The 26,201-nt window shown below is 74.0% G+C and carries 24 protein-coding genes; 9 read left to right on the top strand and 15 right to left on the bottom strand.

Features of this window, described 5'->3' with window-relative positions; genetic code table 11:
• Nucleotides 1-196 precede the first annotated feature (196 nt).
• Nucleotides 197-2,515, bottom strand: coding sequence for a rhamnogalacturonan lyase family protein (locus tag ACQUFX_RS03375; RefSeq protein WP_428964578.1), 2,319 nt, complete (start codon nt 2,513-2,515; stop codon nt 197-199).
• 220 nt (nt 2,516-2,735) lie between these two features.
• Between ACQUFX_RS03375 and ACQUFX_RS03370 the strand changes: the two genes are divergently transcribed.
• Complete coding sequence (locus ACQUFX_RS03370; protein ID WP_428964577.1) at nt 2,736-4,184, top strand: pyridoxal-dependent decarboxylase; 1,449 nt, start codon at nt 2,736-2,738, stop codon at nt 4,182-4,184.
• Between the two features lie 78 nt (nt 4,185-4,262).
• On the opposite strand, the gene ACQUFX_RS03365 is transcribed toward ACQUFX_RS03370, so the two are convergent.
• The 4 genes from ACQUFX_RS03365 to ACQUFX_RS03350 form a co-directional block, all read right to left on the bottom strand.
• Complete coding sequence (locus ACQUFX_RS03365; protein WP_428964576.1) at nt 4,263-4,733, bottom strand: RrF2 family transcriptional regulator; 471 nt, start codon at nt 4,731-4,733, stop codon at nt 4,263-4,265.
• 132 nt (nt 4,734-4,865) lie between these two features.
• Entirely contained in the window at nt 4,866-5,750 is an 885-nt protein-coding gene (locus tag ACQUFX_RS03360; RefSeq protein ID WP_067369942.1) for an acyl-CoA thioesterase, read from the bottom strand.
• Nucleotides 5,747-7,195, bottom strand: a complete 1,449-nt coding sequence (gene pyk, locus ACQUFX_RS03355) for a pyruvate kinase (protein WP_067369939.1) — start codon at nt 7,193-7,195, stop codon at nt 5,747-5,749. Before pyk ends, ACQUFX_RS03360 begins: the two co-directional genes overlap by 4 nt.
• Nucleotides 7,196-7,747: 552 nt before the next feature.
• Nucleotides 7,748-8,113: a YciI family protein gene (locus ACQUFX_RS03350; protein WP_428964575.1), complete on the bottom strand. Its 366-nt coding sequence runs from the start codon at nt 8,111-8,113 to the stop codon at nt 7,748-7,750.
• A 242-nt stretch (nt 8,114-8,355) separates the two neighbouring features.
• Between ACQUFX_RS03350 and ACQUFX_RS03345 the strand changes: the two genes are divergently transcribed.
• Both ACQUFX_RS03345 and ACQUFX_RS03340 read left to right on the top strand, forming a co-directional pair.
• The gene (locus ACQUFX_RS03345; RefSeq protein WP_428964574.1) at nt 8,356-9,213 is read left to right on the top strand and encodes an aldo/keto reductase; all 858 of its coding nucleotides are present in this window, start codon (nt 8,356-8,358) and stop codon (nt 9,211-9,213) included.
• Nucleotides 9,214-9,477: 264 nt separating this feature from the next.
• Nucleotides 9,478-10,473: an SEC-C domain-containing protein gene (locus ACQUFX_RS03340; protein ID WP_428964573.1), complete on the top strand. Its 996-nt coding sequence runs from the start codon at nt 9,478-9,480 to the stop codon at nt 10,471-10,473.
• Between the two features lie 100 nt (nt 10,474-10,573).
• Here the strand turns inward: ACQUFX_RS03340 and ACQUFX_RS03335 are convergent, their stop codons facing one another.
• From ACQUFX_RS03335 to ACQUFX_RS03325, 3 genes are all read right to left on the bottom strand, one after another.
• Nucleotides 10,574-11,017: an effector-associated constant component EACC1 gene (locus tag ACQUFX_RS03335; RefSeq protein ID WP_428964572.1), complete on the bottom strand. Its 444-nt coding sequence runs from the start codon at nt 11,015-11,017 to the stop codon at nt 10,574-10,576.
• A 44-nt stretch (nt 11,018-11,061) separates the two neighbouring features.
• Nucleotides 11,062-13,278, bottom strand: a complete 2,217-nt coding sequence (locus ACQUFX_RS03330) for a M48 family metalloprotease (protein WP_428964571.1) — start codon at nt 13,276-13,278, stop codon at nt 11,062-11,064.
• Nucleotides 13,279-13,767: 489 nt separating this feature from the next.
• Nucleotides 13,768-14,562 (bottom strand): TerC family protein, encoded by a 795-nt coding sequence (locus ACQUFX_RS03325; RefSeq protein WP_428964570.1) that lies wholly within the window; start codon nt 14,560-14,562, stop codon nt 13,768-13,770.
• 373 nt (nt 14,563-14,935) lie between these two features.
• On the opposite strand from ACQUFX_RS03325, the gene ACQUFX_RS03320 reads away from it, so the two are divergent.
• Nucleotides 14,936-15,616, top strand: coding sequence for a hypothetical protein (locus tag ACQUFX_RS03320; RefSeq protein WP_428964569.1), 681 nt, complete (start codon nt 14,936-14,938; stop codon nt 15,614-15,616).
• A gap of 44 nt (nt 15,617-15,660) precedes the next feature.
• Here ACQUFX_RS03320 and ACQUFX_RS03315 read toward each other — a convergent pair whose 3' ends face one another.
• The 4 genes from ACQUFX_RS03315 to ACQUFX_RS03300 form a co-directional block, all read right to left on the bottom strand.
• Complete coding sequence (locus tag ACQUFX_RS03315) at nt 15,661-16,158, bottom strand: hypothetical protein (protein ID WP_428964568.1); 498 nt, start codon at nt 16,156-16,158, stop codon at nt 15,661-15,663.
• A gap of 81 nt (nt 16,159-16,239) precedes the next feature.
• Nucleotides 16,240-16,689: a hypothetical protein gene (locus ACQUFX_RS03310; RefSeq protein WP_428964567.1), complete on the bottom strand. Its 450-nt coding sequence runs from the start codon at nt 16,687-16,689 to the stop codon at nt 16,240-16,242.
• Between the two features lie 363 nt (nt 16,690-17,052).
• Nucleotides 17,053-17,316 carry a DUF6244 family protein gene (locus tag ACQUFX_RS03305; protein ID WP_428964566.1) on the bottom strand — a complete coding sequence of 88 codons (264 nt, stop codon included), beginning with the start codon at nt 17,314-17,316 and terminating at the stop codon, nt 17,053-17,055.
• A gap of 148 nt (nt 17,317-17,464) precedes the next feature.
• A complete protein-coding gene (locus ACQUFX_RS03300; protein ID WP_428964565.1) occupies nt 17,465-17,683 on the bottom strand; it encodes a winged helix-turn-helix domain-containing protein in 219 nt (72 codons plus the stop codon).
• Between the two features lie 269 nt (nt 17,684-17,952).
• Between ACQUFX_RS03300 and ACQUFX_RS03295 the strand changes: the two genes are divergently transcribed.
• The 4 genes from ACQUFX_RS03295 (at nt 17,953) to ACQUFX_RS03280 (ending at nt 20,696) form a co-directional block, all read left to right on the top strand.
• Complete coding sequence (locus tag ACQUFX_RS03295; RefSeq protein ID WP_428964564.1) at nt 17,953-18,210, top strand: hypothetical protein; 258 nt, start codon at nt 17,953-17,955, stop codon at nt 18,208-18,210.
• Nucleotides 18,207-19,079: a hypothetical protein gene (locus ACQUFX_RS03290; protein ID WP_428964563.1), complete on the top strand. Its 873-nt coding sequence runs from the start codon at nt 18,207-18,209 to the stop codon at nt 19,077-19,079. Before ACQUFX_RS03295 ends, ACQUFX_RS03290 begins: the two co-directional genes overlap by 4 nt.
• Nucleotides 19,079-19,579 (top strand): hypothetical protein, encoded by a 501-nt coding sequence (locus tag ACQUFX_RS03285; protein ID WP_428964562.1) that lies wholly within the window; start codon nt 19,079-19,081, stop codon nt 19,577-19,579. Before ACQUFX_RS03290 ends, ACQUFX_RS03285 begins: the two co-directional genes overlap by 1 nt.
• Nucleotides 19,580-19,709: 130 nt before the next feature.
• A complete protein-coding gene (locus ACQUFX_RS03280; RefSeq protein WP_428964561.1) occupies nt 19,710-20,696 on the top strand; it encodes an FAD-dependent oxidoreductase in 987 nt (328 codons plus the stop codon).
• Between the two features lie 37 nt (nt 20,697-20,733).
• Here ACQUFX_RS03280 and ACQUFX_RS03275 read toward each other — a convergent pair whose 3' ends face one another.
• The 3 genes from ACQUFX_RS03275 to ACQUFX_RS03265 form a co-directional block, all read right to left on the bottom strand.
• Nucleotides 20,734-21,639: a hypothetical protein gene (locus tag ACQUFX_RS03275; RefSeq protein ID WP_428964560.1), complete on the bottom strand. Its 906-nt coding sequence runs from the start codon at nt 21,637-21,639 to the stop codon at nt 20,734-20,736.
• Nucleotides 21,640-21,641: 2 nt separating this feature from the next.
• Nucleotides 21,642-24,179: an FtsK/SpoIIIE domain-containing protein gene (locus tag ACQUFX_RS03270; RefSeq protein ID WP_428964559.1), complete on the bottom strand. Its 2,538-nt coding sequence runs from the start codon at nt 24,177-24,179 to the stop codon at nt 21,642-21,644.
• Nucleotides 24,180-24,305: 126 nt separating this feature from the next.
• Nucleotides 24,306-25,106: an SGNH/GDSL hydrolase family protein gene (locus ACQUFX_RS03265; RefSeq protein ID WP_428964558.1), complete on the bottom strand. Its 801-nt coding sequence runs from the start codon at nt 25,104-25,106 to the stop codon at nt 24,306-24,308.
• Between the two features lie 131 nt (nt 25,107-25,237).
• On the opposite strand from ACQUFX_RS03265, the gene ACQUFX_RS03260 reads away from it, so the two are divergent.
• A complete protein-coding gene (locus tag ACQUFX_RS03260) occupies nt 25,238-25,783 on the top strand; it encodes a pyridoxamine 5'-phosphate oxidase family protein (RefSeq protein ID WP_428964557.1) in 546 nt (181 codons plus the stop codon).
• Nucleotides 25,784-26,201 lie beyond the last annotated feature (418 nt).

Below are 26,201 nucleotides of genomic sequence, written 5' to 3'. Positions count from 1 at the left end.
GTACGGCATTCCCGGTCGGGACGGGTCGGGGGTGCTGCGGTGTGGGGCACCGGGCCGTCGACGTGCGGGTTCACTCGTCGGCCCGGTGCCTGTCCCGGGTCCGCTGGTTGCGGCGGACCCGGGCTGCACCACCTTTCTCCCTCTCAGGGAATTCCCCGGCTCGGCGCGGGTGATCCGCTCAGCGCGGGTAGATCCCTCAGCGCAGGTAGATGCGCGGCGCGGGCGGGGTGGACATTCCGTCCCCGAGGAAGAAGCCCGGGTGCGGGGGCTGGTTGTAGGCGGTGTTCTGCCAGGCCACGGAGACCCGGTACTGGGTGTCGTGCATCAGGGTGGGCAGCCGCACGGCGGTCGGGGTCGGCGTGCTGTAGATGCGCAGGGCCCGGTTGTCCGAGGTCCGCCAGATGACCTCCTCCCGCCAGTCACCCAGGATGTCGGCCGACAGGGCCGGGGTGGACTTGGTGCCGTTGTTGGAGGACACCCCCGAGCCGGTGAGCAGCCGGGTGTCCCCGTTGGGGCCGTACTTGTCGATCCGGGTGGCGTCGAGCAGTTCCCGGACCGGGTCCCCGTCCCACCAGATCAGGAAGTTGGTGGAGGAGGGCTTGCGGCCGACGTTCTGCCCCCGGGTGTTCAGCAGGTTGCCGACCGCCGAGGACCAGGACTCCGCCCCGGGGCTGCCGGCCCAGATGTCCCCGGCCACCCCCCGGCCGTTGTCCGAACCCGAGGGAGTGGACCAGAGTCGCTGACCGGTCCGGGCGTCCAGGAGCAGGGAGCCGGGCTGGCTGGCCGACTCGCTGACCTTGAAGACCTCCAGGCCGGGACGGCTCGGGTCCAGGTCACCGACGTGCTGGGCGTCCCCGTGCCCGGTGCCCGCGCTCCAGAGCAGCCGCCCGTTGTCGTCGATGGTGGCCGCCCCGTACACGATCTCGTCCCGGCCGTCGGCGTCCACGTCGGCGATCGAGAGGCTGTGGCTGCCCTGGCCGTGGGCGGCTCCGTTGCCGGAGGCGTTGGAGTCGAAGGTCCACCGCTTGGTCAGGGTGCCGTTGCGGAAGTCCCAGGCGGCGACGACCGCCCGGGTGTAGTAGCCCCGGGCCGAGATCAGGGAGGGGCGCTGGCCGTCCAGGTAGGCGGTGCCGGCCAGGAACCGGTCCACCCGGTTGCCGTAGTTGTCCCCCCAAGAGGAGACGGTGCCGCGCGGGGGGTCGTAGTTGACGGTGGAGGCCACGGCCCCGGTCCGACCGTCGAACATGGTCAGGAACTCCGGTCCGGCCAGCACGTACCCGCTGGAGTTGCGGTGGTCGGCGCTGGCCGAACCGATCACCTGGCCGGTGCCGGAACGGGTGCCGTCGGCGGTCTTGACGGCCACCTCGGCGTCCCCGTCACCGTCGAAGTCGTAGACCTGGAACTGGGTGTAGTGGGCCCCGGCCCGGATGTTGCGGCCGAGGTCGATGCGCCACAGCCGGGTGCCGGTGAGGGTGTACCCGTCCAGGTAGACCGGGCCGGTGTACCCGGACTGGGCGTTGTCCTTGGCGTTGGAGGGGTCCCACTTGACGACGAGGTCGTACCGGCCGTCCCCGTCCAGGTCCCCGACGCTGGCGTCGTTGGCCGAGTAGGTGTACGCCTCCCCGCTGGGGGTGCTGCCCCCGGCCGGGGGCTGGATCGGCACGTCCAGGTACCCGGAGCCGAACTGGAGGGCGGGGGCGCTGGGTGCCTGCTCGACGCCGCCCACCACGGCCCGGACGGTGTAGGCCGCCCCGGCGGGTGCCCCGCTGTCCAGGTGGTTGGTGGCCCCGGTGATGGGGGTGGCGTTGACCCGGGTGCCGCCCCGGTACAGGTTGAAGGAGACCCCGCTGGTCTCGGTGCCGAGCAGCCGCCAGGAGACCAGGTTCCCGGTGCCGGAGCGGACGCTGACCAGGCCCCGGTCCAGGTTCTCGGCCTGCCGGGACCCGGCCGGCGGGTTGGTGGGGGGTGGGGTCGTGGGGGGCGGGGTCGTGGGCGGTGGGGTCGTGGTGGGTGGGGTGGTCGGAGGCCCGGTGGTCGGGGTGACGGTGCCGGTGCAGGTGGTGCCGTTGAGGGCGAAGCTGGTCGGCACGGGGTTGCTGCCGGTCCAGGAGCCGTTGAACCCGAAGGAGGTGGTGGCCCCGGTGCCGATGGCCGCGTTGTGGTCGACGTTGCGGGCGGTGACCTGGGCCCCGGCAGAGGTCACCGTGGCGTTCCACGCCTGGGTGACCTGCTGCCCCGCGGCGGGGAAGCTCCAGGTGAGGGCCCAGCCGTTGACCGGGTCGCCCAGGTTGGTGATGCCGACCTCGGCCCCGAAACCACCTCCCCACTGGTTGGTGATCCGGTAGTCGACCCGGCAGCCGGGAGCGGCCGCCGCCGCGTTCACGGTGGTGAGGGTGGCCGCGAGCAGACCGGTGGTGGCCGTCGCGGCGAGCAGCAGGGTCCGGCGCCGCCGGGCCCGCCGGGCGGGTGGCGGCCGGTGGGAGGGCAGGGCTGAGTGGGGTGGTACGGGTTGCATGAGGTGCCTCCACAGGAGGTGGGTGGGTACGGCGGTAGGGACGGGGTCGGCCTGCCCAGGGCCGACACGGGAGCCGCCGCACTGTCGCGGTGAAACGTTTCATTCAAGCCCGTGATTGTCCGCGCCCTGCGAATGTTAGGCCCCCCGGGCAGCCGGCACAACAGTCGTCCCGCGGCGGCCACCCCTTGATCACCAGGAGTGATAGTGATCAACTGGTCAGATGGCCGAGCACATGGACCCCGAGGAGTTCCGCCGGGCCGGGTACGCGGTGATCGACTGGATCGCCGAGTACTGGGCCACTCTCGGGCAGCGACCGGTGACCACCCAGGACCCGCCCGGTACGGTCGCCGCCGCCCTGCCCGACGCTGCCCCGCCGGAGGGGGAACCGGTCGCGGCGGTGCTGGCCGACCTGGACCGTCTGGTCCTGCCCCAGGTGACCCACTGGCAGCACCCCGCCTTCTTCGGGTACTTCCCGGCGAACACCAGCGGACCCAGCGTGCTCGGGGATCTGGTCAGCGCGGGGCTGGGGGTGCAGGGGATGCTCTGGTCCACCAGCCCGGCCGCCACCGAACTGGAGACGGTGCTGCTGGACTGGCTGGTCGACCTGCTGGGCCTGCCCGAGCGGTTCCGCTCCACCGGCACCGGGGGTGGGGTCATCCAGGACTCGGCCTCGTCGGCGACGCTGGTCGCCACCCTCGCCGCGCTGCACCGGGCGAGCCGGGGACGCTGGCGTTCGACCGGCCTGGACCGCCGGTACCGCGCGTACACGTCGACCGAGGGGCACTCGTCGATCGAGAAGGCCGCCCGGATCGCCGGCCTGGGCAGCGACGGGGTCCGCACCGTCGAGGTGGATCCGCGTACCCGGGCGCTGGACCCGGCGGCGCTGCGCGCGGCGATCCGGGCCGACCTGGCCGCCGGGGAGGTGCCGGCGATCGTGGTCGCCACCATCGGGACCACCTCGACCACCGCCGTGGACCCGCTGCCCGAGATCGGCGCGATCTGCGCCGAGTACGGCGTCTGGCTGCACGTCGACGCCGCGTACGCGGGCTCCGCCGCGATCTGCCCGGAGCTGCGCTGGACGCACGCCGGCCTGGAGTACGCCGACTCGTACTGCTTCGACCCGCACAAGTGGCTGCTCACCGGCTTCGACTGCGACGCGTTCTGGGTGGCCGACGCCGGGGAACTGGTCGAGGCGCTGACGGTGCTGCCGGAGTACCTGCGCAACACGGCCTCCGAGACCGGGGCGGTGGTCGACTACCGGGACTGGCAGGTGCCGCTCGGTCGCCGGTTCCGGGCGCTGAAGCTGTGGTTCGTGCTGCGCTGGTACGGCACGGAGGGGCTACGGGCGCACATCCGGTCCGGGGTGGCCCTGGCCGGCGGGTTCGCCGACCGGGTCCGCGCCGACGACCGGTTCGAGGTGGTGGCGCCGCACCCGTTCGCGCTGGTCTGCTTCCGGTTGGTGGCCGGCGACGAGGCCAGCGCCGAACTGCTGGCCCGGGTCAACGGCACCGGGCGGGTGCTGCTGACCCACACCCGGGTCGCCGGCCGGTACACCCTGCGGCTGGCGGTCGGCTCGCCGCAGACCCGGCCGGAGCACGTCGACGAGGCCTGGCAGCTGCTGGCGCGCACCGCGACCGAGGTGCTCGCCGACCTGCCGCCCCCGGCCTGACCAGCCCGACCGGGCCGGGTCGACCGCTCCGGCGTCGACCGGGCCGGGCTGGCCGCGCGGGCACACGACGGGCCGGGGTCAGATCCAGGCGTTCGGGTCGGCGACCAGTTCGCTCACCCGCTCCGGGAGCTTGCCGGTGGCCACGTCGGCGATCGAGACCAGCTCCAGGATCTGCCGCTCGTTGGCCCGCAGGGCAATCCACACCTCCTGCAACGCCCGCGCCGCCCCCTGGTACCCGAGCTGCTCCGGCCGCTGTCCCCGCACGTGCGCGAGCGGGCCGTCGATCACCCGGATCACCTCGGCGAGGGAGATCTCCCCCGCCGGGCGGGCCAGCCAGTACCCGCCCTCGGGACCGCGCTGGGCGTGCACGATGCCGCCCCGGCGCAGTTGCAGCAGAATGCTCTCCAGGAACTTCGGCGGAATCTCCTGCGCCCGCGCGATCTGCTCCGCGGTCACCGGGCGGGCCCGCCCGGCCCCCGCCCCGTCGGCGACGGCGGCGAGTTCGGCAGCCGCGCGAAGGGCGTAGTCGACCCGGGCGGAGAGGCGCATGCCGGCAAGGTTAACCGGCTACGAACCACCGGCCTCCGCCGCCCCACCGCCGTGCCAGCAGGTGGTCACGCGCTGCACGCACCGCGTGCCAACGGACGCGGGGGCGGGCGGGGCGGACGCGGGGACGGGCGGTCAGGCGCCGACCCGGCGCAGCAGCCCCTCCTGCACGGCGCTGGCGATGTGCCGGCCGTCGGCGGTGAACATCCGGCCGGTGGCCAGCCCGCGCGCCCCGGAGGCGGACGGGCTCCAGCAGTCGTAGAGGAACCACTCGTCGGCGCGGAACGGCCGGTGGAACCAGAGCGCGTGGTCCAGGCTGGCGCCGACCACCCCGCCCGGCCCCCACACCTCGCCGTGCACCGACAGCACCGAGTCCAGCAGGGTGAGGTCGGAGGCGTAGGTGAGGGCGCAGGCGTGCAGCAGCGGATCGTCGGGAAGCTTCCCGTCGATACGCATCCAGACCCGCTGGTGCGGGTCGGCGGGCCGGTCCCCGGGGGCCACCCAGCCCGGCTCGCCGACGTACCGGACGTCGATCGGGCGCGGGATGCGACCCCAGATGCCGAGCCGGTCCGGGTACCGGGCCAGCCGCTCGGCCATGGTCGGCACCTCGTCCGGTACGGGCACGTCCGGCGGGGTGGGAGCCTGGTGCTCCAGCCCCTCCTCGATCCGTTGGAACGAGGCCGACATGAAGAAGATCGGCTTCTCGTGCTGGTACGCCACGGACCGCCGGACGGAGAACGACCGCCCGTCGCGGACGTCCTCCACCCGGTAGTCGATCGGCTCGGCCGGGTCGCCGGGGCGGACGAAGTAGCCGTGCAGCGAGTGCACGAACCGCTCCGGGGCCACCGTGCGACCGGCGGCGACCAGGGCCTGGCCGGCGACCTGGCCGCCGTACACCCGCTGGGGGCCGACCGGGGGGCTCATCCCCCGGAAGGCCATCGATCCGGTGGCGTCGAGGTCGAGGACCTCCAGCAGTTGGTCGACCGCGGCCTGGCCGACCACGACGCCACCGGTGGTCACTGCAACGCCCGCGCGGAGGCGGCGTCGACCAGCGATCCGAGCTGGTGCACCCGCAGGGTGTTGGTGGAGCCGGGGGTGCCGGGCGGGCTGCCGGCGACGATCACCACGTAGTCGCCCGGGGTGGCCCGGTCCAGGCCCAGCAGCGCCTGGTCGACCTGGCGGAACATGTCGTCGGTGTGCTGCACGAACGGCATCAGGAAGGTCTCCACCCCCCAGGAGAGGGCGAGCTGGTCGCGGACCTCGGGGACCGGGGTGAAGGCCAGCAGCGGCAGGTCGCAGTGCAGCCGGCTGAGCCGCCGCACGGTGTCGCCGGTCTGCGAGAACGCGACAAGCGCCTTGGCGCCGATGGCCCGCGCGATCTGCGATGCCGCCACGGTGAGCGCACCGCCGTGGGTACGCGGGTCGTGCTGGAGGCGGGGCACCCCGATGGAGCCGGCCTCGGTGGTGGTGACGATCTTCGCCATGGTGCTGACGGTGAGCACCGGGTACTTGCCGACGCTGGTCTCGCCGGAGAGCATCACCGCGTCCGCGCCGTCGAGCACGGCGTTGGCGACGTCGGAGGCCTCCGCCCGGGTGGGGCGCGAGTTCTCGATCATGGAGTCGAGCATCTGGGTGGCCACGATGACCGGCTTGGCGTTCTCCCGGCAGAGCTGCACGGCGCGCTTCTGCACCAGCGGCACCTGGTCCAGCGGCAGCTCCACGCCCAGGTCGCCCCGGGCCACCATGACCCCGTCGAAGGCCAGCACGATGGCCTCCAGGTGGTCCACCGCCTCGGGCTTCTCGACCTTGGCCATGACCGGCCGGTGCACCCCGACCTCGCTCATGATCGCGTGGACGAGCTTGATGTCCTCCGCCGAGCGGACGAAGGACAGGGCGATCATGTCGGCGCCCAGGCGCAGGGCGAAGCGCAGGTCCTCGGCGTCCTTGTCCGACAGGGCCGGGACGCTGACCGCCACGTTCGGCAGCGAGACGCCCTTGTTGTTGGAGACCGGGCCACCCTCGGTGACCAGGACCCGAATGTCGTTGCCGGTGACCTCGCTGACCTCGACGGCCACCCGGCCGTCGTCGATCAGCAGCCGGTCACCCGGCTTGACCTCCTGCGGCAGCTTCCGGTACGTGCAGGAGACCCGCTCCTTGGTGCCGACGACGTCGTCGCTGGTGATCACGACGGAGTCGCCGGTGCGCCACTCGTGCGGGCCGTCGGCGAAGCGGCCGAGGCGGATCTTGGGGCCCTGGAGGTCGGCGAGGACCGCCACCGGCCGGCCGGCCGCCTCCGACGCCTCCCGGACGAGGTGGTAGACCGCCTCGTGGTCGGCGTGGCTGCCGTGGCTGAAGTTCAGCCGGGCCACGTTCATGCCCGCGTCGACCAGACCCCGGATGCGCTCCGGGGACGAGGTGGCAGGGCCAAGAGTGCAGACAATCTTCGCGCGGCGTGTCACGCCCATCAGGCTAGTCTCTCCCCCGGATCGACCCGCCGGCCGACCCCTTTGCGGAAACGGAAACATCGGTCCAACCCCGGGGTACCTGGACCTGTCCAACGTACTAATGGTCGTCCGGCTCGCGCGGGGGACACTGGACGCGGGCATCGGCGACCGCGACGCAGAGCGTACTCGCCCGGAGCCCGAACGGCCTGCCGGGCTCCGGGACAGCCCGACGGCGCTACCGGCTCGGACCGGCCGGCCGGCCCGACCACCCGGCCCCGGTGGGCCGGATCGCCCCGCCCCGGCGGGGCCGTTCGGCCGGCCCCGCCCGCCGCGTCCGCCCACGTCACCAGCGCGCTCCGGGGGCCACCAGGCCCGTGGGGCCCCGGGGTGCGGCGACGGTACCACCGGCGGCCCGGCCCCCGCCGTCACCCACCCGACACGCCGGGCCCGCCACGGCACCCCACGCCCCGGCCACCCCACGCCCCGCCACCGCGCTGCCCTCGTGCCCCGACGCCCCGCGCTCGGACACCCCGCGCCCGCTCGGCCGACGCCCCGGCCCGGTGCCCGTCGCCCTCAGCTCGCCGCCTTGGCCAGCGGGAACTCCAGCGAACCGGCCGGGCAGTGGAAGGTCAGCACCTCCACCCGGTAGAGCCCGGCGCGCACCGCCGGGTCGGCCTCCAGCACGGTCCGGACGTCGTCGACCGAGCCGGTACGGGCCAGGCCGAAGCCGAGCGGCGCGTCCGGTTCCCGGGCCGGGCCGTCGACCGACCCGGCGACCAGTACGACCCCCCGGCGTTGCAGCGCACCCATGTACCCGGCGTGGTCGGCCTGGAGCCGGCGGACCGTCTCCTCCGGCAGGTCCCGACCGGCCGGCCCGGGGTACAGCACGATGCACTCGTACGTGTCGAGCGCCAGGTCGAGCCGAGGTTGCTGCGCCATGGCACGCCTCCCGTCGCGCGGACCGTCCCACCTCGGCCCAGCGTCGCACGGGTCGGCCCGCCGTACCCGCCGCTCGGCGCAACTCCCCCGGCTCCCGGCACCGGTCCGGACCGGATGTCGTGGCCCGTCCGCGACGGGTGGAATGTTGACAGCGGCCCGACCCGGGAATGTTTCCCCGGGGACGCCAGCACGACGCACGACCCGACGACGGACCAACGACAGCGACAGAATGGGGTACACCGATGGCACAGCCCGCGAAGGCCTCCGGCACGTACCGGATCGGCGGCGACCTGACCGTCGACCGGCTCGGGTACGGGGCCATGCAGATCACCGGCCCCGGGGTCTGGGGCGACCCGAAGGACCCGGCCGAGGCGCTGCGGGTGCTGCGCCGGGCGTACGAGCTGGGCGTGACGTTCATCGACACCGCCGACTCGTACGGGCCGTTCGTCTCCGAGATGCTGATCAAGGAGGCGCTGCACCCGTACGCCGACGACCTGGTGATCGCGACGAAGGCCGGGCTGACCCGCTCCGGCCAGGGTGAGTGGCGGCCGGTGGGCCGGCCGGAGTACCTGCGCCAGCAGTGCGAGCTGAGCCTGCGCCACCTCGGTCTGGAGTCGATCCCGCTGTACCAGTTGCACCGGATCGACCGGAAGGTACCGCTGGAGGACCAGCTCGGCGAGCTGGCGCTGCTCAAGCAGGAGGGCAAGATCCGGCACATCGGGCTCTCCGAGGTGACCGTCGAGCAGATCGAGGCGGCCCGGAAGATCACTCCGATCGTCTCGGTGCAGAACCTCTACAACCTGGCCGACCGCTCCGCTGAGGACGTGCTGACCCACTGCGAGCGCAACGACCTGGCGTTCATCCCCTGGTTCCCGATCGCCACCGGCAACCTGGCCCGGCCGGGTGGCCCGCTGGACGCGATCTCCACCGGGCACGGCGCGACCCCCGCCCAACTCGCCCTGGCCTGGCTGCTGCGCCGCTCCCCGGTGATGCTCCCGATCCCGGGCACCTCCTCCGTTGCCCACCTGGAGGAGAACGTGGCCGCCGCCGAGGTCAAGCTCACCGACGCCGAGTACGAATCCCTCTCCACCGCCACCTAACCCCACCCCCCACCCCTCCCCCTCCCACCCCCCTCCCACCCCCGTTGATCATGGAGTTGGCGGCTCGGATGATCTCCCGCGGAACCGTCAACTCCATGATCAACGCGTCGGGACGGGGGTGGGGGCGGGCGGGGGGCGGGTGGGGGTGGGGGCGGGGGTGGGGCGGGGGTGGGGGTGGGGGTGGGGGGCGCACACCGTGTGCGTTCCGGTGGGGTGGGGGGCAGTACCCTTGCGGCCTTGTCCGTCTGCCTCCGGGATGTCTCCATGCCCAGTACCGACATGTTGACCATCGACGACCTCGACGAGATCGGTCACCACGACCATCCTGACCGCAAGGACCCGCCGGCGCTGGTCGACCGGCTCGTCCGGGCGGTGGACGACGGCCGGATCGCCGACGAGCGGGACCGGGGGTACGCCCTCTCGCTCGCCGCCGGCATCGCCGAGGGACAGCTCGCCGACCTCGACCTCGCGATGACGCTGATCGAGCGGAGCATCGCCGAGGAGCGGGCCGCCGGCCAGTCGGACCTGGCCGCCCGCGCGGACCGGGCCCGGCTGCTGCACCGGACGGGCCGCCCCGACGAGGCCCTGACGGAGCTGACCGAGCTGCGTCCGCTGCTGGAGACCGACCCCACCGCGACATACCTGACCGACGTGCTGGAGGAGATCGGGCAGGCCGAACTCGCCGAGCAGTGGCTGACCGAGGCGGTCCGCGCCCTGCTCGCCCGGGGGCCGGGCTCCGACGACCAGGGCCAGGCCACCGCGATGGTGTACGGGCTGGTCCGCCAGCGGCACCGGCTGCGCCACGAGCTGGACCGCCCGCACGACGACCTGGACGACCTGGCCGACCGGCTCGACGTCGCCGCCGACCGGGCCGCCGACCGCGCCGCCGCCACCGCCAACGGGCTGCTGTACTGGCCCCGGGCCGAGTTCACCAACCTGCTGCTGCGCTGGCCGGGTCTGACCGAACAGCTCGGCACGACCTGGGACGACCACCGCGCCCTCGTCGAACGGGAACTCGTGGAACTGGCCGAGGACGGGGTGCCGGCCCTGGTCCTGGTCCCCGGCTCGGCCGAGGCGTTCAGCACCTACGTCACCGACGCCGATGTCGACCCGCTGGACGCGGACACCATGGACGGCTACGTCGACGAGATCGCCGACGACGCCGACGGGCAGCCCTGGCCGCCGGGGCGCAACGAGCCGTGCTGGTGCGGCTCCGGGAGCAAGTACAAGAAGTGTTGCCTGCCCCGGTCCCGCGACTGAGGCCGACGCACGTCGCGGGCCCCGCAGGCCGGCTGCGGGTGCCATGGGTCCGCGCCACCGCGCCCCTCGGGTCGCGCCACCGAGCCGCTGGCGCGACCCGTCACCCGTCGGCGGGGCCGGCCTCCACGGCACCGTAGGTCCCCGCAGGGCCGGCTTCCACCGTGCGGCCGGACTGCTCCGCCGCCTGCTGGAGAGCGCGGCTGGCCTGGTCGACCAGGGCGGCGGCGTTGGTCCGGCCGGTGACCTGGATCTCCACCTCGGTCTCGCCGGCCTGCACCCGGACGCTGACCTCGGTGCGCTGCTGGTCGACCCAGCTCTGCAACAGGTTGAACAGCCCGGGTAGCAGCGCCTGGGCCACCACCGCGATGATTACCGCGTCGCTGAACCCGGCCCGGCCACCGCGCCCGCCGGCCTGCCGCACCCCGGCGCGGTACTCCGGCCGTCGGTGGATCCAGTCCAGCAACGGCACCCGGGCCGGTGCGGTGGTACGCGGCGCCAGCAGCAGCCGGACCGGCTGCCGGGCTCCGTCGGGGGTCGCGGTCACGGGGTCGTCCTCCACTGCTCGTCCGTCATCACTGCTCGTCCGTCCTACTCGTCGCTCGGCTGGAAGGTCAGGGTGCCGTCGACCACCGACAGGAAGCCCTCGACGCCGAACTCGTCGTCGTCGGTGAACGGGGTGGTCCCGACAAACCCGACGGCGGTGCCGGTCGCCTGCGCCGTTCCCTGCCCCTGGGGCAGGGTGACGACCCGGGCCGTGGTGGGACTGGTGAGTTCGAGCGCGATCCGCGGGTACGTCTCGATCTTCCAGGCGATGCTTCTCACCTCACCGCTGGCGTAGTGGCTGAACGGGCAGCCCGGTGGGGCCGCCACCTTCAGCGTGGCGCAGGTGTCCAGGTACCGGCGGACCTGTTCCTCGGCCGTCGCCTGCGCCTCGGGGTTGAGGACCGGCTCCGGGAACACGGTGCCCGCGCTGGGCTCACCCGGTACGACGACGATGGTCTGCGGGGCGGTGGTGGCGAGCGGGTTCTGCTGACCGTCCACGGTGTACGCCCCGGGCAGCAGTTCCAGGCTCGCCCCCTCCGGGGCGACCGGCACGGGTACGCCATTGATGCTCAGCCCGTCCGTGACGGGGGGAACGGTCAGGGTGCCCGGCGCGGCGTCGAGCCGCCAGCGGTGGAAGAGTCCCAGCGTGGCCGAGTCCTCCCGGCGCAGCGACAGAGTGGTGGTCAGCCGCTGGTCGGCGATGGTGACGTCGACCGTGGCGGTCGCCAGGTCACCGTCCCGGTGGATCGAGGTCACCGCCACGTCCTCGGGCGGCTGGTAGCCCTGTCCCCGCACGAGGCGGGCGAGCAGGTCGGTGTCGGTCGTCCCGTCGGCCGAGCCCACCAGCTCCAGGACCGCGCGGGCGTCCCGGTCGGCGAGGGCGGAGAAGTAGCCGTCGACGGCTGCGGCCGGCCGGAAGAACACCCACTGCGTCAGGGTGAGCACGGTGCCCCCGAAGCCGCAGGCCAGGGCCAGCACGCCGGCCACCAGCACGGTACGCGGGGACATCTTCGCCCCCGGCCCCGCGAACAGGTCCGCCGCGCTGACCGGGACGTCCTCCGCAACGCTCCGGTCGGTCCCGTCGGCGACCCCGGCGGACGTCGCCGCGCCGGCCTGCGCTGCCGAGGTGAGCCGCTCCAGCCGGTCCAGCCGCAGTTCGGACGGGGGGTGCGTGGCGCAGACCGCCTCGTCCCAGCCGCTGCGCCCGCTCTCGAACGACTTGCGCCGTTCCAGCATGTCCCGCATGCCCTCGGCGTGGCCGGCGAGCACGGCGCCCGCGTCGGCACGGTACTCGGCGGCGCGGACGTCCCGGGCGTGCAGCGGCAGCACCAGGTACCGCATGGTGACCAGCACCGGCCAGAAGAAGAGGAACATCGCGAGGTTGGTCGCGGGGTGCGGGAAGGTCCGCATCAGCCAGGTCGGCACCGCGTGCACCAGCACCAGGGGCAGCCCGACCCCCCGGACGAAGGCGCCGGTCACCTCGTCGCCGGTGCGCCAGTGCACCAACTCGTGGCTGAGCAGCGCCGCGATCTCCTCGTCGGACTCGGTGAGCAGGCTGGTGGTCACCACCACGTGCCGGGCGTACGCGCGGGCGTTGGTGAGCACCGGGTCGTCCTCGATGAGCAGCCGGGGCAGGCTGGGCAGGTCGAGGGCGCGGGCGCAGTCCGCCAGGATCGGGCCCAGCCGCTCGGCCTCCCGACGGCTGAGCTGACGCGCACCGGACACCGCGAGCAACCGCGGCTCCCACAGCACCCGGTAGACGGTGTAGACCGCGCCGATCAGGGCAGCCGCCGCCACCATCCCGGCCAGGCCGGTGAGGAGGTTGGCCGGCTCGTCGAAGGCGGCCCGCCAGGGCAGCACCAGCACCAGCAGGAAGCCGGACAGGGCACCGAAGACGAACCCGGTGAAGCCGCCCAGTGCCCCGCCGGTGCGACCGAGAAAGCCGTCGAGCAGCGCGCCGAGCAGCGGCGCGTCCCGCAGCACGTCCGGCACGGCCTCGGCGGTGTCCGCCCCGGACAGCAACCCGGCGACCGCGCCGCCGATGGCGCCCCAGAACGCCAGGAGCAGGCCGAGGGGTACGTAGAACCAGGTGGCGAGGAACGCGCCCAGCACCCCACGCCAGTCGCGCAGCACACCGGCGCGCAGCCATACCAGCGCGTTGGGGTAGCCGGGTGGCCGGTGCGCGAACCGCTCTTTGGCGCTGGTCGACGGCCCGGCCGGGTCGTCGGGTCTGTCCTGCTGTAAGGGGTACGGGTCACGCACGGCGGGCTCCTCGGCTCAGCCGCCATCGGCCGGCGGCGAGTGGACACGGTTCGAGGCACGACGAATCAACGGGCGGCGCGACCGACCGTCAAAGGAATTGCGCACGTACGGCAGATGCGTCGGCCCGTTCACCGGATCGACGTCGCAGCAGATTACCCGTGCCGAATGATTCTCGCCAGCGACAATCGGCGGGTAACAGCACCTTGGATGATTCCCGAGAACGTTTCAGAAAAGGGCTCCGGGAACACGGGTCGAGCTATCGGCGATCCGACAGTAACCGCTGATTCACCACCCCGGTATCGGCAGCCGACCCCGGCGGATCGGTGTCGGCGGGGCGGGTGGACGCGGGCGGCACAGCGACCATGGGGGCCGCCGGTACGGCGATCATGCGGGCTGCCCGGACGACGACCGGATCGTGCTCGTCGCCCGCAACGGCAACGCCGCACGCCACCGTCGTGGTGGCGTGCGGCGCGGACCGTCCGAGGTGGCTCAGGAGGGGGTACCGGCCGGCTTGACCGCCGGCTTCTCCTCCTGGTTCTTCACGTACGTCGGGTGCAGGTGCACCGGTAGCGACTCGGCGCGCCGACGCCGGGAGCGGGCCCGCAGGTTCAGGACCTCGACGAAGATCGAGAACGCGATCGGGCCGTACACGTAGCCCTTCGGGATGTGCTGGTCGAACGACTCGGCGATCAGGCTGGCGCCGATGAGCAGCAGGAACGACAGGGCCAGCATCTTGACCGTCGGGTGTTTGTTGACGAAGTCGCTGATCACACCGGCCGAGGCGAGCATGATCACCATCGCGATGATCACCGCCGCCACCATGATGAACAGTTCGTCGACCATGCCCACCGCGGTGATCACCGAGTCGAGCGAGAAGACGATGTCGAGGACCAGGATCTGGGCGATCACCGCCCCGAACGAGGCAGCCTTGCCGGTCCGCGCGTGGTCACTGCCCTCCAGGTGCTCGTGGATCTCGTAGGTCGCCTTGCCGAGCAGGAACGCTCCACCCAGCAACAGGATCAGGTCGCGTCCGGATATCTCCTGCCCGAGCACCTCGAACAGCGGTGCGGTCAGGCCGATGATCCAGGACAGCGACGCCAGCAGCAGCAGCCGCGTGACCAGGGCGAGCGACAGCCCGATCGTGCGGGCTCGGGCCTGCTGGTGCTCGGGCAGCCGGCCGGCCAGGATCGAGATGAACACGACGTTGTCGATGCCCAGCACGATCTCCAGCAGGAGCAGGGTCGCGAACGCGATCCACAGCTCGGGACTGGCTAAGAACTCCATCTCATCCTCGTCTTTCGTGACCAGCGTCGGGTCGGCCCCCGACCGCCGGCTGATCCTTGCATGGAGTGTCACCCGCGCCCGGGAATCGAGCGCGGCCACTCTTACCCCGACCGCCGGGCGGTCAACCCACGGCCGGTCGCCGGACCGGCACCCGGCCGCCGGCACCGCCACCCGGCCAGCCGGACGGCGGGGACCGACGGCGGTACGGTCCGGCGAGCCGGGGGCAGGATATGAGTAAATTTTTACTTTCGCCGACCGCCGGGGTATCGGGTATCCGACACATACCCGTATTGGCTAGCCTTCGACGGTGATCCATAGATGTACGGATCATGAATCGTCATCACCACGGCCCGGAGCACACCTGGGGAGCCCCATGCCAGACAGCGAGCCCAGCCCGGCAGACGCCGTGCTGGAGCGGCTCGACGACGAGATCACGTTTCTCGTCGACAACCTTCGAGACGTCTCCGACAGCCTCGCCGACCTGGCGTTCAGCCTCGACACCCACCTCACCGAACACGGCCACGAGCAGGTCCGCGCCGTCGTCGACCGGGTTCGGGGCACCCTCAACACGCAGGTCACCAACGACCTCACCGCGCTCGTCGGGCTCGGGGCCATCCGGCACGGCCCGCCCGCCGACCCGGCCTGCACCGGTACGGTCACCGCCGACCTGCCCGCCCTGGCCATGGGCGACCCGCCGCCCCCGGGTACCGACCCGGCCGGGCGCGACTCGATCCTGGCCGACCTGCTCGCCGACGCGGCGGATCACCTCCGGCGACTGGTGGCCTTCGTCGGTGAGTACTTCGACCTGGCCCGGGTCGCCGCCGAACACGGCAACGCCGAGCGGGCGATGAGCGCGTACCGGTTGGCGCGCCGGGCGGCCCGGCAGGTGCCCGAGGCGTACCAGATCTGGGTGACCTGTCTGGTCGAGGCGGCGCGGGAGCGGCCCGACTGTCCGATCGAGACGACCTGGCCGCCGGTTCCCCTCGACCGGTCACCACCGGCCATCCGGCAGGCCCTCCCGCCACTCGACACCACCAGCCCGGAGGCGAACTGACGGCCTCCCCGCCGCGCGCCCGGGTCGACCCCGCAGGGGCCCGGTCAGGACGACGGCACGATCGACGCCACGATCGCGAGCAACGTCGCGGTGCCGACCCGCTCCGGATCGGCCAGCACGTACCCGGCCACGCCCGGCCCCGCCCACCAGAACGCCTCGCCCTCGCCGACCAGCCCGACGACCTCCGCCGGACCGGCCCCGGGATCCGTCCCGGGGCCCGCGTCCGGCCCGGTCCCGGGGTCGGCGACGCGGGCCTGCCGGAACTCGGTCAACGACCACTGCGCCGGATCCCGCTCCTGGTACCCCGCCAGCACGTCGCGCACCGCGTCGAGGCTGGTCAGCCCCTCACCCCGCAGCACGTGCACGCGCAGGTCGACCCGGTACCCGTCGTCGACCTGCCGTTCCCACACGCGGGTCGTGAACCGTACGTCCGCCCACTCACTGGCGAAGTCCGACACCAGCTCCCCGACCCCGTCCGGCACGTACCCGATCCGGAACCCGTCCAGCTCACCCCCGGACCGCCCCGCCACCGCACCCACCATCCCGCAGCCTCCCCATGCCTACACACCGTGGACACCTACCGTCAGCAGCAACCCGCGACCGTCCGAGTCGACCGCTGCCGCCTACCCGGCCGCCTCGATCGCCGCCTCCACCTTGTCGAGGTAGTTGAACCACCACTCGCCCTGCTCGGGCTGAGAAGCAGTGGTGAGCAGATTGGCCGCGACCAACCACGGAATGACGACGACCCCCTCCTCGGTCAGCGCCCCCTCCAGTGGCTGTCGATGGACCAACGCTCGGACGTAGGAGCCGATCTCACCACGGTCAGGAGCCATCCACTGCTCCTGTCGCTCCATATCGACAGCAAGATCAACGATCTGCTCCTCAGAGGGCAAGCCTTCGTATACATCGAAGAGAACGAAGGCGCAGATCGCTGCGGCGAGTTCGATGCCAGCCCGGAGGCCGACCTTTCCTTCGAGATCGGAAACCGACTTCTCGAAGCCGGCAGGGTTGCGGTGCACCACCGCGTCAAGCACCGTCCTCACCAGGGCCTCAGTCCGGTCGTCTATCTTCATCTTCCGCCCTTTGCTGTCGACGCTTCTCTCTCCACGCTTTGAAGGCACCCGTCGCCCCCGCTACGGCGAGCACCGTGCCAGCAACCGTCTTCGGCAGCGCCGGCAGGAACTCCTGGAAGGTCGCGTACGCAGCAGCCGAAGCAGAGGTCCACCAGCCGATCGTTTCCGAACTGACCCCTTTCCGCGCCTGGGTCGGGGGCTGCGCTCGCTCGCGACGATCACTGCGCCGCCGTCTCGGCACACCAGACGTCGCACCGTGCAATCGGCGCGCACCAGGCGGCGCGGTCTCTGCCGCATCCCGGGTAGGTACGGCCGGACGAAGCCTGACGGGTGGTCGGCGGGTTGCGCTGCCACCTCCCCCGGTCAGTTTCCCAGCGCCTGTACCCGGGCCATCGTCTGCTGGACCTGGTGCTTCGCCGGCTCACCACCCTGGGCGGCCTGGCCCAGCGCCTGGCGGTACGCGTCGATGATCCCGCGCAACTGGCCGGCGGCGACACCTTCCAACGCGCCCGCGACCAGGGACCGCGCCTCCTCGAGGTCCTGAGCCGCCGCCACCGTCTTGGCCTTGGCCTCGTCCAGCTTCTGCGACGCCGCCGCCAACCTCGCCAGCATCTGAGCAGCGCTCACACGCCCTCCCCCGTCTCGCCCCGACAGTCACCGCCGTGCCGCCGCACCAGCACGACCACAAGGGAGAGTACGAGAGATGAACACACAGCGCGACCACCCGGCCACGCCCCGCCCCGCCCTGTCGGAACGACTACACGGGGAACGAGCCTCAGCGCTCGGCGACGAACACGCCGACGCCACCCACACCCTCCACCAAGCCCTCGATCTTGAGGGCGTTGATCGCCTGACGTACGACGATCGCCGACACCCCGTGTTGACGGCACAGTTCAGTTGTGGACGGCAACTTGTCGCCCGGCGCGAGATCGCCGGACTGGATCTGGGCGCGGATGCCGTCGGCGATCTGCGCCCACTTGGCTTTGGCGGGCATTGGTTACTCCCAGGTCTGCACCGCCATTCGATCACGTAGCACTTTGCATAGCAAGCAATGCACGGTCAGTGCTTGGCGTGTATAACCTGTTATATAGCCTGTCCTCGACCAGCTCCCAGGTCTGCAAACCCGGAGTTGGTTCGTCCCACCCGCACGGAGCGCCCGGCTGGCCGGATCCCCCTCGGTCGGCCGGGCGTGCCGGAGCCTGCCCGCACGCGGGCCCGGCCAGCACACGACGCCACGAGACCCGATCGGAACGGGAGACGCCTGTGCACGACCAACCCGAGTACAACGAAGACGGCCCGAGGCCGCCCGAGCACACCAGCCCCACCCACCCGGACGAGCAGACCCCGCCCCGGCTCCGGCACGAGTTCGTCTCCCGGCGGGACGTCGAGGACGCCGAGGACGCCGAGGACGTCCTGTTCGCCCATCCGCCACGCCGGGTCAGCCGGCTGCTCTGCGCCTGCGGTGAGTGGTACCCGTGCGACGAGGTCCGCTTCGCCCACCTGGTGATGGGGGCGGCGTGACACCGGCGCAGCGGCGACAGCGGGCCAACGCCGGGCGGCGGTACCGGCAGACCCCGGCGGGACGGCGGCAGGAGGCGGCCACGACCGCGCGCCAGGTGCTCGACACGCACGTCACCTCGGCGTACACCGGGGTGTGTCTGGGCTGTGGGCGGCCGGGACCGTGCGACGAGCAGCGGGCCGCGCTGGCGACGATCGCCCGGCCCGCGCCGGCCTGGCCCGATCCGGTGGACCGGGTCGCCGGCGACGTCGCCGAGCTGCGGTCGGCCTGGCTGGCGATGGCGGTGGCGGTGGACCGGGCCGGGGAACACCTCGCCGGGGTGGACCGGGCGGCGTACCGGACGCCGACCTGGCAGCAGGCGTTGACCGACTGCTGGCAGGCGCTGGCCCTGGTGCACGCGGGGCTGACCGAGGCCCGGCGGCTGCCCGACCGGCCCGCCGCCACCGCCGGTACCGTCCTGGCCGGGCTGCGGGCCGCCCGCGCCGACGCCGACCGGGCCGCCGCGCAGGCCGCCACGGTGCGGCGGACCCTGGCGGCGGCCGAGGACTGGGTCCGGCGTACCGGTGGGCCGACGGCGCTGGCGGCGGCCCGGCACTGGGCGGCGGCGAACGCGCGGCTCGGCCTGGTCGTCGCCCGACTCGCGGTGGGCGGGGTCGCGCTCGACCGGTACGCCGCCGCGCTGACCTCTGCCGCCGTTCCCCGGGGCCGGGCGATGCCGGGGCCGGTCTGGACGGGCGTCGCCGGCCCGGTCGCCGTGATCGCGGCCGGGGCGCTGGCGGCGGGCCGGCTGGTCGGCGCGGAGCGACGACGGGTACGCCCGGGGCGGTGGGCCCGGCTGCGCAACCGGGTCCGCCGGGAGGTGACAGGCTGATGCGTGACGATCCGATGCGGGCGCTGCGGGACCTGGTACGCGGGCGCGACGGCGGACCTGACCGCCGACTCGACGGCTTCGGGGCGGCGGACTGGGGGCGGTACGCCGACCTGCTCGCCGGGGTGTTCCTGCTCGCCGCCCGACGGCGGTTCGTCGCCGGGCAGGACCGGGCCCCGGTGATCCGGTTCGTGGCCGGCGTCCGGGAGCGGTACGACCGGTCGGGGCGGGACGTCGACCCGCTGGTCGCCGAGGACCTGGTCTGGGCGGCGCTCGGCGACCGGCCGCCGGTGCCGGTGAGCGCGGCGGCGGTGACCGCGCAGACCGTGCTCCTGCTCGGTCTCCTGGAGGACGAGGGGATGCCCGCCACCGAACGGGACGACCTGCTCGACGCCGCCGCCCGGACGGTCCGCCGGCCGCCCGCCCTCGCCGGCCCCGACCCCGCCGCCACCGAGGAGGGGACCGCAGCGGTCCCGCCCGCAGCGAAACCGGTGACGGGCTGATCGCGCAGTGTTGCGCGGCGGCGGAATGATGGGCGGGTCGGGGGCGACGTGTGGCGGGTGCGCGTCCCCCGGCACCCGATCCCGTGCCCCCGGGTCGAACGGGCGGCACCCGACCCGGAAGGGGCTCCCGATGACAGGAACGACGGACGCGGTGGTGGTCGGTGGCGGCATCGTCGGGTTGACGGCGGCGGTCCGGCTCCAGGAGCAGGGGTTCCGGGTGACCGTGCTGGCCGCCGACGATCCCGAGCGGACGGTCTCCACGGTCGCCGCCGCCGTCTGGTACCCGACCCACACCGACGAGGATCCCCGGGTGCTGCGCTGGGCGCGGGACACGTACACGGTGCTGACCCGGCAGGCCGCCGAGGGGGTGCCGGGGGTGGTGCTGCGGCCCACCCGGATGCTGCTGCGCGGCCGGTTCGACGGCCCGCCGTGGTGGGCCGAGGCGACCGGTGACCTGGTGGTCCACCCGGCCGACCCGCCGTACGAGGTGGAGTTGCGGTTCACCGCGCCGACGGTGGAGATGTCGCCGTACCTGGCCTGGCTGCACGACCGGCTGGTCGCCGGGGGCGGCCGGGTGGTGCGACACCGCCTGGACCACCTCGACGACGCCTTCACCGGCGCGACGACCGGCACGACGGAGACGTTCGGTGGGGCGGCGACGGTGGTCAACGCGACCGGGCTGGCCGCCCGGGAACTCGCGGGCGACCCGGCGGTGTACCCGGTCCGGGGGCACATCGTGCTGGTGGCCAACCCCGGCCTGACCACCTCGGTCCGCGACGAGGCCAACCCCCGGGGCATCACGTACGTGCACCCGCGCCGGCACGACGTGGTCCTCGGCGGCACCTTCGACCCGCAGCGGTCGGACACCGACCCCGATCCGGCGACCGCCGAGGCGATCCGGGCCCGCTGCGTGGAGCTGGTCCCGGAGCTGGCCGACGCGCCGGTGCTCGGGGAGCGCATCGGGCTGCGGCCGGCCCGGCACGGCGGCCCCCGGGTGGAGCGGGAGTCGACCGGCGTGCCGGGGCGGCGGCTGGTGCACGCCTACGGCCACGGCGGCGCGGGCGTCACCCTCGCCTGGGGCTGCGCCGACGAGGTCGCCGCCCTCGCCACGGGCTGACCGGGCGGCCCGCGGTGACCGGCGAGGGTGTGCCGGCTCAGCGGAAGGTGCGGATCAGGACCAGGTAGGCGCAGTAGGCGATCGGGACGAGCAGGAAGCAGACCAGGAAGCCGACGTGCACGTACCGGGGTGGGGTGCCGGCGACCAGCACCGGTTTCCCCCACCGGCCGAGGATCAGGTACCCGCCGAAGAACGACAGCGCCGGCAGCCCGGCGCACATCCACGCGCCCAGGGTGAACCCGTCGACCAGGCCGATCCCGTTGCCGAGCACCAGGCCGAGCATCATCAGCACGCCGACCGCCGCGCAGCCGGTGTACACGGCCAGCGCCCGCGCCAGCGGCGTCCAGCCGGGCAGCAGCACCGGCTGGTGGGCGTAGCGCTCGGCCTGCTGGGCGTGCCGGTCGGCGTCGTCGGCGAGGCGTCGCGCCACCTCCAGTTCGCCGGCCGGGTCGAGCGCCGCCGTGCGCTGCGCAGGCACCCCCGGGCCCACCGCCACCGGCAGCGCCCGGTCCGCCGGACCCACCGTCACCTGGGGGTACGCCTCGCCGCCCGGCCACCCCGACGCGGCGGCTGCGCCGCCGTCGGGCCCGCTGCCCGGCCCCGGGCCGCCACCCGCGCCCCATCCCGGCGCACCGGTGCCCGCCCCGTGGCCGGGTACCGGCGCCACCGGGCCGGGCGGCCCGCCGGGGCCCGACACCGGCGGGACGGTCGACGGTGCTGGTCCACCCGGGGCGGCGGACGGGTGCGGGGGCGGGGGCACGCCGAACGCGCGGCCGAGCTGGTCCAGGTGCTGGGCCTGCGCGGCGAGCCGGTGGTCGAGCTGGTCGGCGGCGGCGAGCAGGCTCCGGCGGCGGTCGGTGTCGGCGGCGGCGTCGCGCTCCCCGGCCCGGCGCCGCTCGGAGAGCTGCCGGGCCAGCGCCACGTAGTCGTCGTAGCTGCTCACCGTCACTGCTCCTCGTCCAGCTCGTGTCCGACCCGGACGAACGGCACGATCAGCCGGGTCCGCTGGTCGTGCCGGTCCACCAGCAGGGCCCGGTCCGGGCGGGGCGTGTAGCTGAGGTTGTGCACGCCCAGGTACAGGCCGAGTTCCGCGCCGGGGACGTTCAGCGCGACCAGGCAGGCGACGTCGTCGCGGTTCTGCGCGCCGCCCACGTCCTCGGCGAGCCGGCGCAGCCCACGCCACCAGCCGAGCAGGTGCACCCCGTGCCCGGGGCCGTGCCGCAGCAGCGTCCGCAGGTCGTCGTACCCGGACCGGAAGGTGCTGGGGTCGCTGCGGCCCAGCGCCGCCCCGGCCGCGTCCACCCCGAAGACCACCAGGTACGTGCGGCCGGTGGCGGCAGCGGCGGGCTCGGTGAGGGCGGGGATCCGGTCGCGCAGCCCGGCGGCGTCGAGCAGGTCGACGGGGTGCCCGGCGGCGGCCAGCGCGGCGGCGGTCTCGTCGGCCGCCCCGTCGGCGGCGGCGACCAGCGGGACGAGCAGGAACCGGGCCTCGCCGGGGGCGTGCTGCCGGGCGAGGCTCAGGGTCGCCGCGCGCAGCACGTCCGCGCCGAGGGCGGCGGTACCGACCACGGCCAGGTGCCGCCCCGGGGTGGCGTCCATGGTGAACAGCGCGGTGGTGCCGTCCACGTCGACGGTCCGGCCGACCAGGGCGAGCGGCCGGCGGCCACCGGGGCGCAGCCCGGCAAAGGTGGGATCGTCCTCGACGTGCGCCGCCTCGTACCCCCGGAAGACCGCGGGTGGCCGCGCGCCCGACGGCCGGGCGTCCCACAGTTCGTGGCGCAGCGCGGCGAGGGCGGCGGCGTCGGCGTGCGCGTCGGGGAACCGGATCACGGTGTCCGCGCCGGCCTCCCCGGCGGCGGTGTTGAGCACCGCCGAGCCGATCGGCAGCGCCCCGGCCGCCTCGTTCATCGCGTCGAGCACCCCGGAGCCGCCGGGCAGCGCGACCCGCAGCGGGAACTGGCCGAAGATCGCCTCCGCCCGGCCGTAGAGTGCCTCGATGCCGCCGGTGCTCTGGCTGGCCAGGACCAGGTGGACGCCGTACGAGCGGCCCTTGCGGGCCAACTCCTCCAGCAGGTCGACCGCCTCCCGGGCCACCGCGTCGTTGCCGGCGAGCAGCACGTGGAACTCGTCGACCACCGCCACGATCCGGGGTACCGGAGTGTCCCGGGGCAGGTCGGCGAGCTTGGTGACGCCGTGCCGTTTGAGGGCGGCGGCCCGCCGGTTCAGTTCCCGGCGCAGCTCGCGCAGCACGGCGACGCCGTACTCCCGGTCGGACTCGATGCCGACGGCGCGGGCGTGCGGCAGCCAGGACGGGTCCCGGCCGGTCGGCACGAACTCGGTGAAGCTGACGCCCTCCTTGAAGTCGAGCAGGTAGAGCTGCAACTCGGCGGGCGGGTACCGGGCGGCGAGCCCGTAGAGGACGTCGATGAGGAAGACCGTCTTGCCCGACCCGGTCCGGCCGCCCACCAGCCAGTGCGGGGTGACGTCGTCGAACGCGACGGTCGCCGGGGAGCGCCCGTGCCGGCCGATGACGGTGCGCAGGCCGGGGCCGGACGACTCGGCCCAGCGCCGCTCGGGCAGCAGGTCGGAGAAGGTGAGCGCGCCGTGCCGGCGGGTGGCCGCGGCGAGGTGCTCGGCGAGGGCCTGCACCGAGGCAGCCGGTGGGTCGCCGTCGAGCAGCACCGGCGCGGCCAGCCCGCTGCCGTCCACGCTGTACGGCCGGCCCGGCGGGTCGCCCACGTACGCCCACCGGTCGTCGAGGCGGACCTGGGTGGTGCTGCCCAGCGGGGCCGGCGGGTCCCCGGCGGTGCGGTACGGGTACCCGGCGACCAGGACGCAGACCGCGGCGGCCGGGCCGGCGTGGGTGAGCGCGGCGAGCCGGGCCAGTTCCCGGGGGGCCGGTGCGGAGGCGGCGACCACCAGCAGCAGCTCCACCCGGCCGGGCTCGGCGTGCCGGGCGTCGCGGGCGTGCCGTTCCGCCGCGTCGAGCCCGGCGGAAACCTCCGCCTCGGTGGTCGCCGGTGGGGCCAGCACGCCCGCGTCGACCAGGGGACGCAGCGGGGCGAACGTGGCGCCGAGGGCGGCGGTGTCGATCCCCCAGACCCGCACCGAGCCGGGTGGGGCGGTGGCGAGCAGCCGCAGCACGAGGGCGCGCAGCAGGCCGCCGACCCGGGCGTCCCGGGCGTCGACGTCCACCGCCAGGTGGTGCCCGCTGCCGAGGGGTACCAACGCCGGGAAGTCACCGTCGGGGCTGGCCGCCGCGCCGACGCGGACCGGGACGGCGGTGCTGGTCAGCGCGGTCGCGCCGGGGGCGGGGGTACCGAGCGCGGCACCGAGCCGGGCCAGCCGGGCGACCAGGTCGGCGCTGCCGTCGGGGGTGGCCGGTGGCCGGTCGTCGAGGACCCGCCGGGCGGCGGCCACCCGGTCCCGGGCCTGCCGGTGGGCGGTGACCGCCTGCCCGTACGCCGAAGCGAGCCTGCCCACCCACTGCCCCCCACGTCGCTGCTGACCCGGTCCAGCGAACCCTAACGGACCGGCGCGGGTGCGCACAGTCCGCAAGGGACGCGCCGCGCCGGTCCGTCGAGGGGGTGGGGAATCGGGTGGGGTGGGTCAGCGGGTGGCGGCGGTGAGGGCGGGCAGGTAGCCGTCCCGGTACCCGGCGGCGTTCGGGTGGTACGCCTCGATGACCCCGGTGACGTCCCGGATCCACGGGTCGGCGCCGCAGACGCCGTGCCCGGCGAAGTGGGAGCGGGTGTCGGCGAAAGTGGCCCCGGCCGCGGCGGCCCGGCCGGCGGTGACCGTGGCGAGCACGTCGGCGGCCTCGTTGAGCAGGGTGCGCTTGTGGGCGCTCATCGCCAGCACCCCGCAGGAGCCGGTCTCGAAGAGCCGGGGGTACCCGAGCACGATCAGCCGGGCGTTCGGCGCCCGGTCCCGGATCGCCGCGTACGTGCGGTCGAGCTTGCCGGGAAGGGTGCCGGTGGCGAACGCCTTCGCCTCGTTCACCGCGTTGGTGCAGGAGGTGGTGCTGCCGAACCGGCAACTGGTGATGACGTCGACGAAGCCGGCGTCGTTGCCGCCGATGGTGATGGTGACCAGGGTGGTGCTGGTGCTCAACGCGCCGAGCTGCCGGTTGAGCACGTCGTCGGTGACCGCGCCGCCGCAGGCGACGAAGCGGAAGCTGTCCACCGCGTTGGCGGCGGCCCACAGCGGGGCGTACGACTTCTCGCTGCGCAGACAGCCGGAGAAGTCGTAGGGACCGGCACCGACGCCGGAGGAGTACGAGTCGCCGAGGGCGGCGTAGTGGACGGGCGCGGCGGCCTGGGCGGTGCCGGGTACGAGCACCGCGCCGAACGCGGCGGCGGCGAGGGCGACCAGCGCGGAGAGGGCGCGGGCCAGCGGGCGGTGGAGCATGGACGGACCTCCACGGGCAGGGGGTGGTGGATCCTCGGCAGCCGCGCGCGTGGCCGGAAGGAGACGGGTTGTTACTGGTCGGTAATGCTATCGAAACATTTCCATCCAGGGAACACCCGGCAGTCCGCAGGATGGACAATGGGACGGTCAACCTCTCTCCCAAGGGGCTCACCGGCTCGTTCGCCGTCCTCGACGACCACACCGTCGCCTACCTCGACTTCGCCGGCAGCAACGCGGAGACCATCGCCCACCTGCGGGAGAACGGCCGGATCACGCTGATGTGGTGCGCCTTCGACGGCCCACCGACCATCGTGCGCGTGCACGGCCGGGGCGAGCCGGTCTTCCGCGACGATCCACGCTGGAGCGACCTGCTGGCCCACTTCCCCACCATCGACCCCCGCCCGCACGGGCTCCGGGCGATCATCGTGGTCCGGGCCGACCTCATCCGCGACACCTGCGGCTTCGCCGTCCCCCTGATGACCTACGAGGCCGACCGCGACCTGCACGGCCGGCGCTTCGCCCGGGAGGACGACGAGTCGCTGGGCGCCTACTTCGCCGCCAAGGACCACGTGGCGACCAGCCTCGACGGGCTGCCCGGCCTCCCCCTGCCCCTCCCGCCCACCCCACCGGCCACCAGACCGGTCACCGGCCCCGGCCCGGTCACCGGCGCGCACTGACCTCCGTCCGCCCTGGCGGCACGACCCCGTCCCCCGCAGCAGCCGGGTCCGGACCGGCGGGTGGAGTGCCGCAGGTCCGGGGCCGGCGCAGGGGCGACGGTACTGTCGACCGTCCTTTCGAGCTGCCCCCACGAACGGGGCGCCCGCTCACCACCCCACGCGGTTGCTACAGCACCGGGCGCGCCGAGGGCCGGCAACGCCGACCGCACGCCCCGTGGCCCCCTGAAGACCACACCGCCGGTGGCCCCACCAAGGCCGCAGGACCCCGTGGCCCATGAAGACCGCCCGGCCGTGGCCTCATGAAGACGGCGCGGTGTCGGTGGTCCTGTGGACGGGGCAGGTCGAAAGGGCCTTCAGGGCGGGTGGCCAGGGCGGGTGGTCGGGGAGGCCGAAAGAGGTCCCGGGACAGGATGCCGCT

This window comes from Micromonospora fluostatini, from assembly GCF_050410825.1.
GTDB lineage: Bacteria > Actinomycetota > Actinomycetes > Mycobacteriales > Micromonosporaceae > Micromonospora > Micromonospora rosaria.
This window is presented reverse-complemented; position numbering and strand designations above follow the sequence as displayed.

Coding starts and splice junctions, on each gene's coding strand:
- ACQUFX_RS03375 (WP_428964578.1), bottom strand. CDS start 2,515: ATGCAACCCGTACCACCCCACTCAGCCCTGCCCTCCCACCGGCCGCCA.
- ACQUFX_RS03370 (WP_428964577.1), top strand. CDS start 2,736: ATGGCCGAGCACATGGACCCCGAGGAGTTCCGCCGGGCCGGGTACGCG.
- ACQUFX_RS03365 (WP_428964576.1), bottom strand. CDS start 4,733: ATGCGCCTCTCCGCCCGGGTCGACTACGCCCTTCGCGCGGCTGCCGAA.
- pyk (WP_067369939.1), bottom strand. CDS start 7,195: ATGGGCGTGACACGCCGCGCGAAGATTGTCTGCACTCTTGGCCCTGCC.
- ACQUFX_RS03350 (WP_428964575.1), bottom strand. CDS start 8,113: ATGGCGCAGCAACCTCGGCTCGACCTGGCGCTCGACACGTACGAGTGC.
- ACQUFX_RS03345 (WP_428964574.1), top strand. CDS start 8,356: ATGGCACAGCCCGCGAAGGCCTCCGGCACGTACCGGATCGGCGGCGAC.
- ACQUFX_RS03340 (WP_428964573.1), top strand. CDS start 9,478: ATGCCCAGTACCGACATGTTGACCATCGACGACCTCGACGAGATCGGT.
- ACQUFX_RS03325 (WP_428964570.1), bottom strand. CDS start 14,562: ATGGAGTTCTTAGCCAGTCCCGAGCTGTGGATCGCGTTCGCGACCCTG.
- ACQUFX_RS03320 (WP_428964569.1), top strand. CDS start 14,936: ATGCCAGACAGCGAGCCCAGCCCGGCAGACGCCGTGCTGGAGCGGCTC.
- ACQUFX_RS03315 (WP_428964568.1), bottom strand. CDS start 16,158: ATGGTGGGTGCGGTGGCGGGGCGGTCCGGGGGTGAGCTGGACGGGTTC.
- ACQUFX_RS03310 (WP_428964567.1), bottom strand. CDS start 16,689: ATGAAGATAGACGACCGGACTGAGGCCCTGGTGAGGACGGTGCTTGAC.
- ACQUFX_RS03300 (WP_428964565.1), bottom strand. CDS start 17,683: ATGCCCGCCAAAGCCAAGTGGGCGCAGATCGCCGACGGCATCCGCGCC.
- ACQUFX_RS03285 (WP_428964562.1), top strand. CDS start 19,079: ATGCGTGACGATCCGATGCGGGCGCTGCGGGACCTGGTACGCGGGCGC.
- ACQUFX_RS03280 (WP_428964561.1), top strand. CDS start 19,710: ATGACAGGAACGACGGACGCGGTGGTGGTCGGTGGCGGCATCGTCGGG.
- ACQUFX_RS03265 (WP_428964558.1), bottom strand. CDS start 25,106: ATGCTCCACCGCCCGCTGGCCCGCGCCCTCTCCGCGCTGGTCGCCCTC.
- ACQUFX_RS03260 (WP_428964557.1), top strand. CDS start 25,238: ATGGACAATGGGACGGTCAACCTCTCTCCCAAGGGGCTCACCGGCTCG.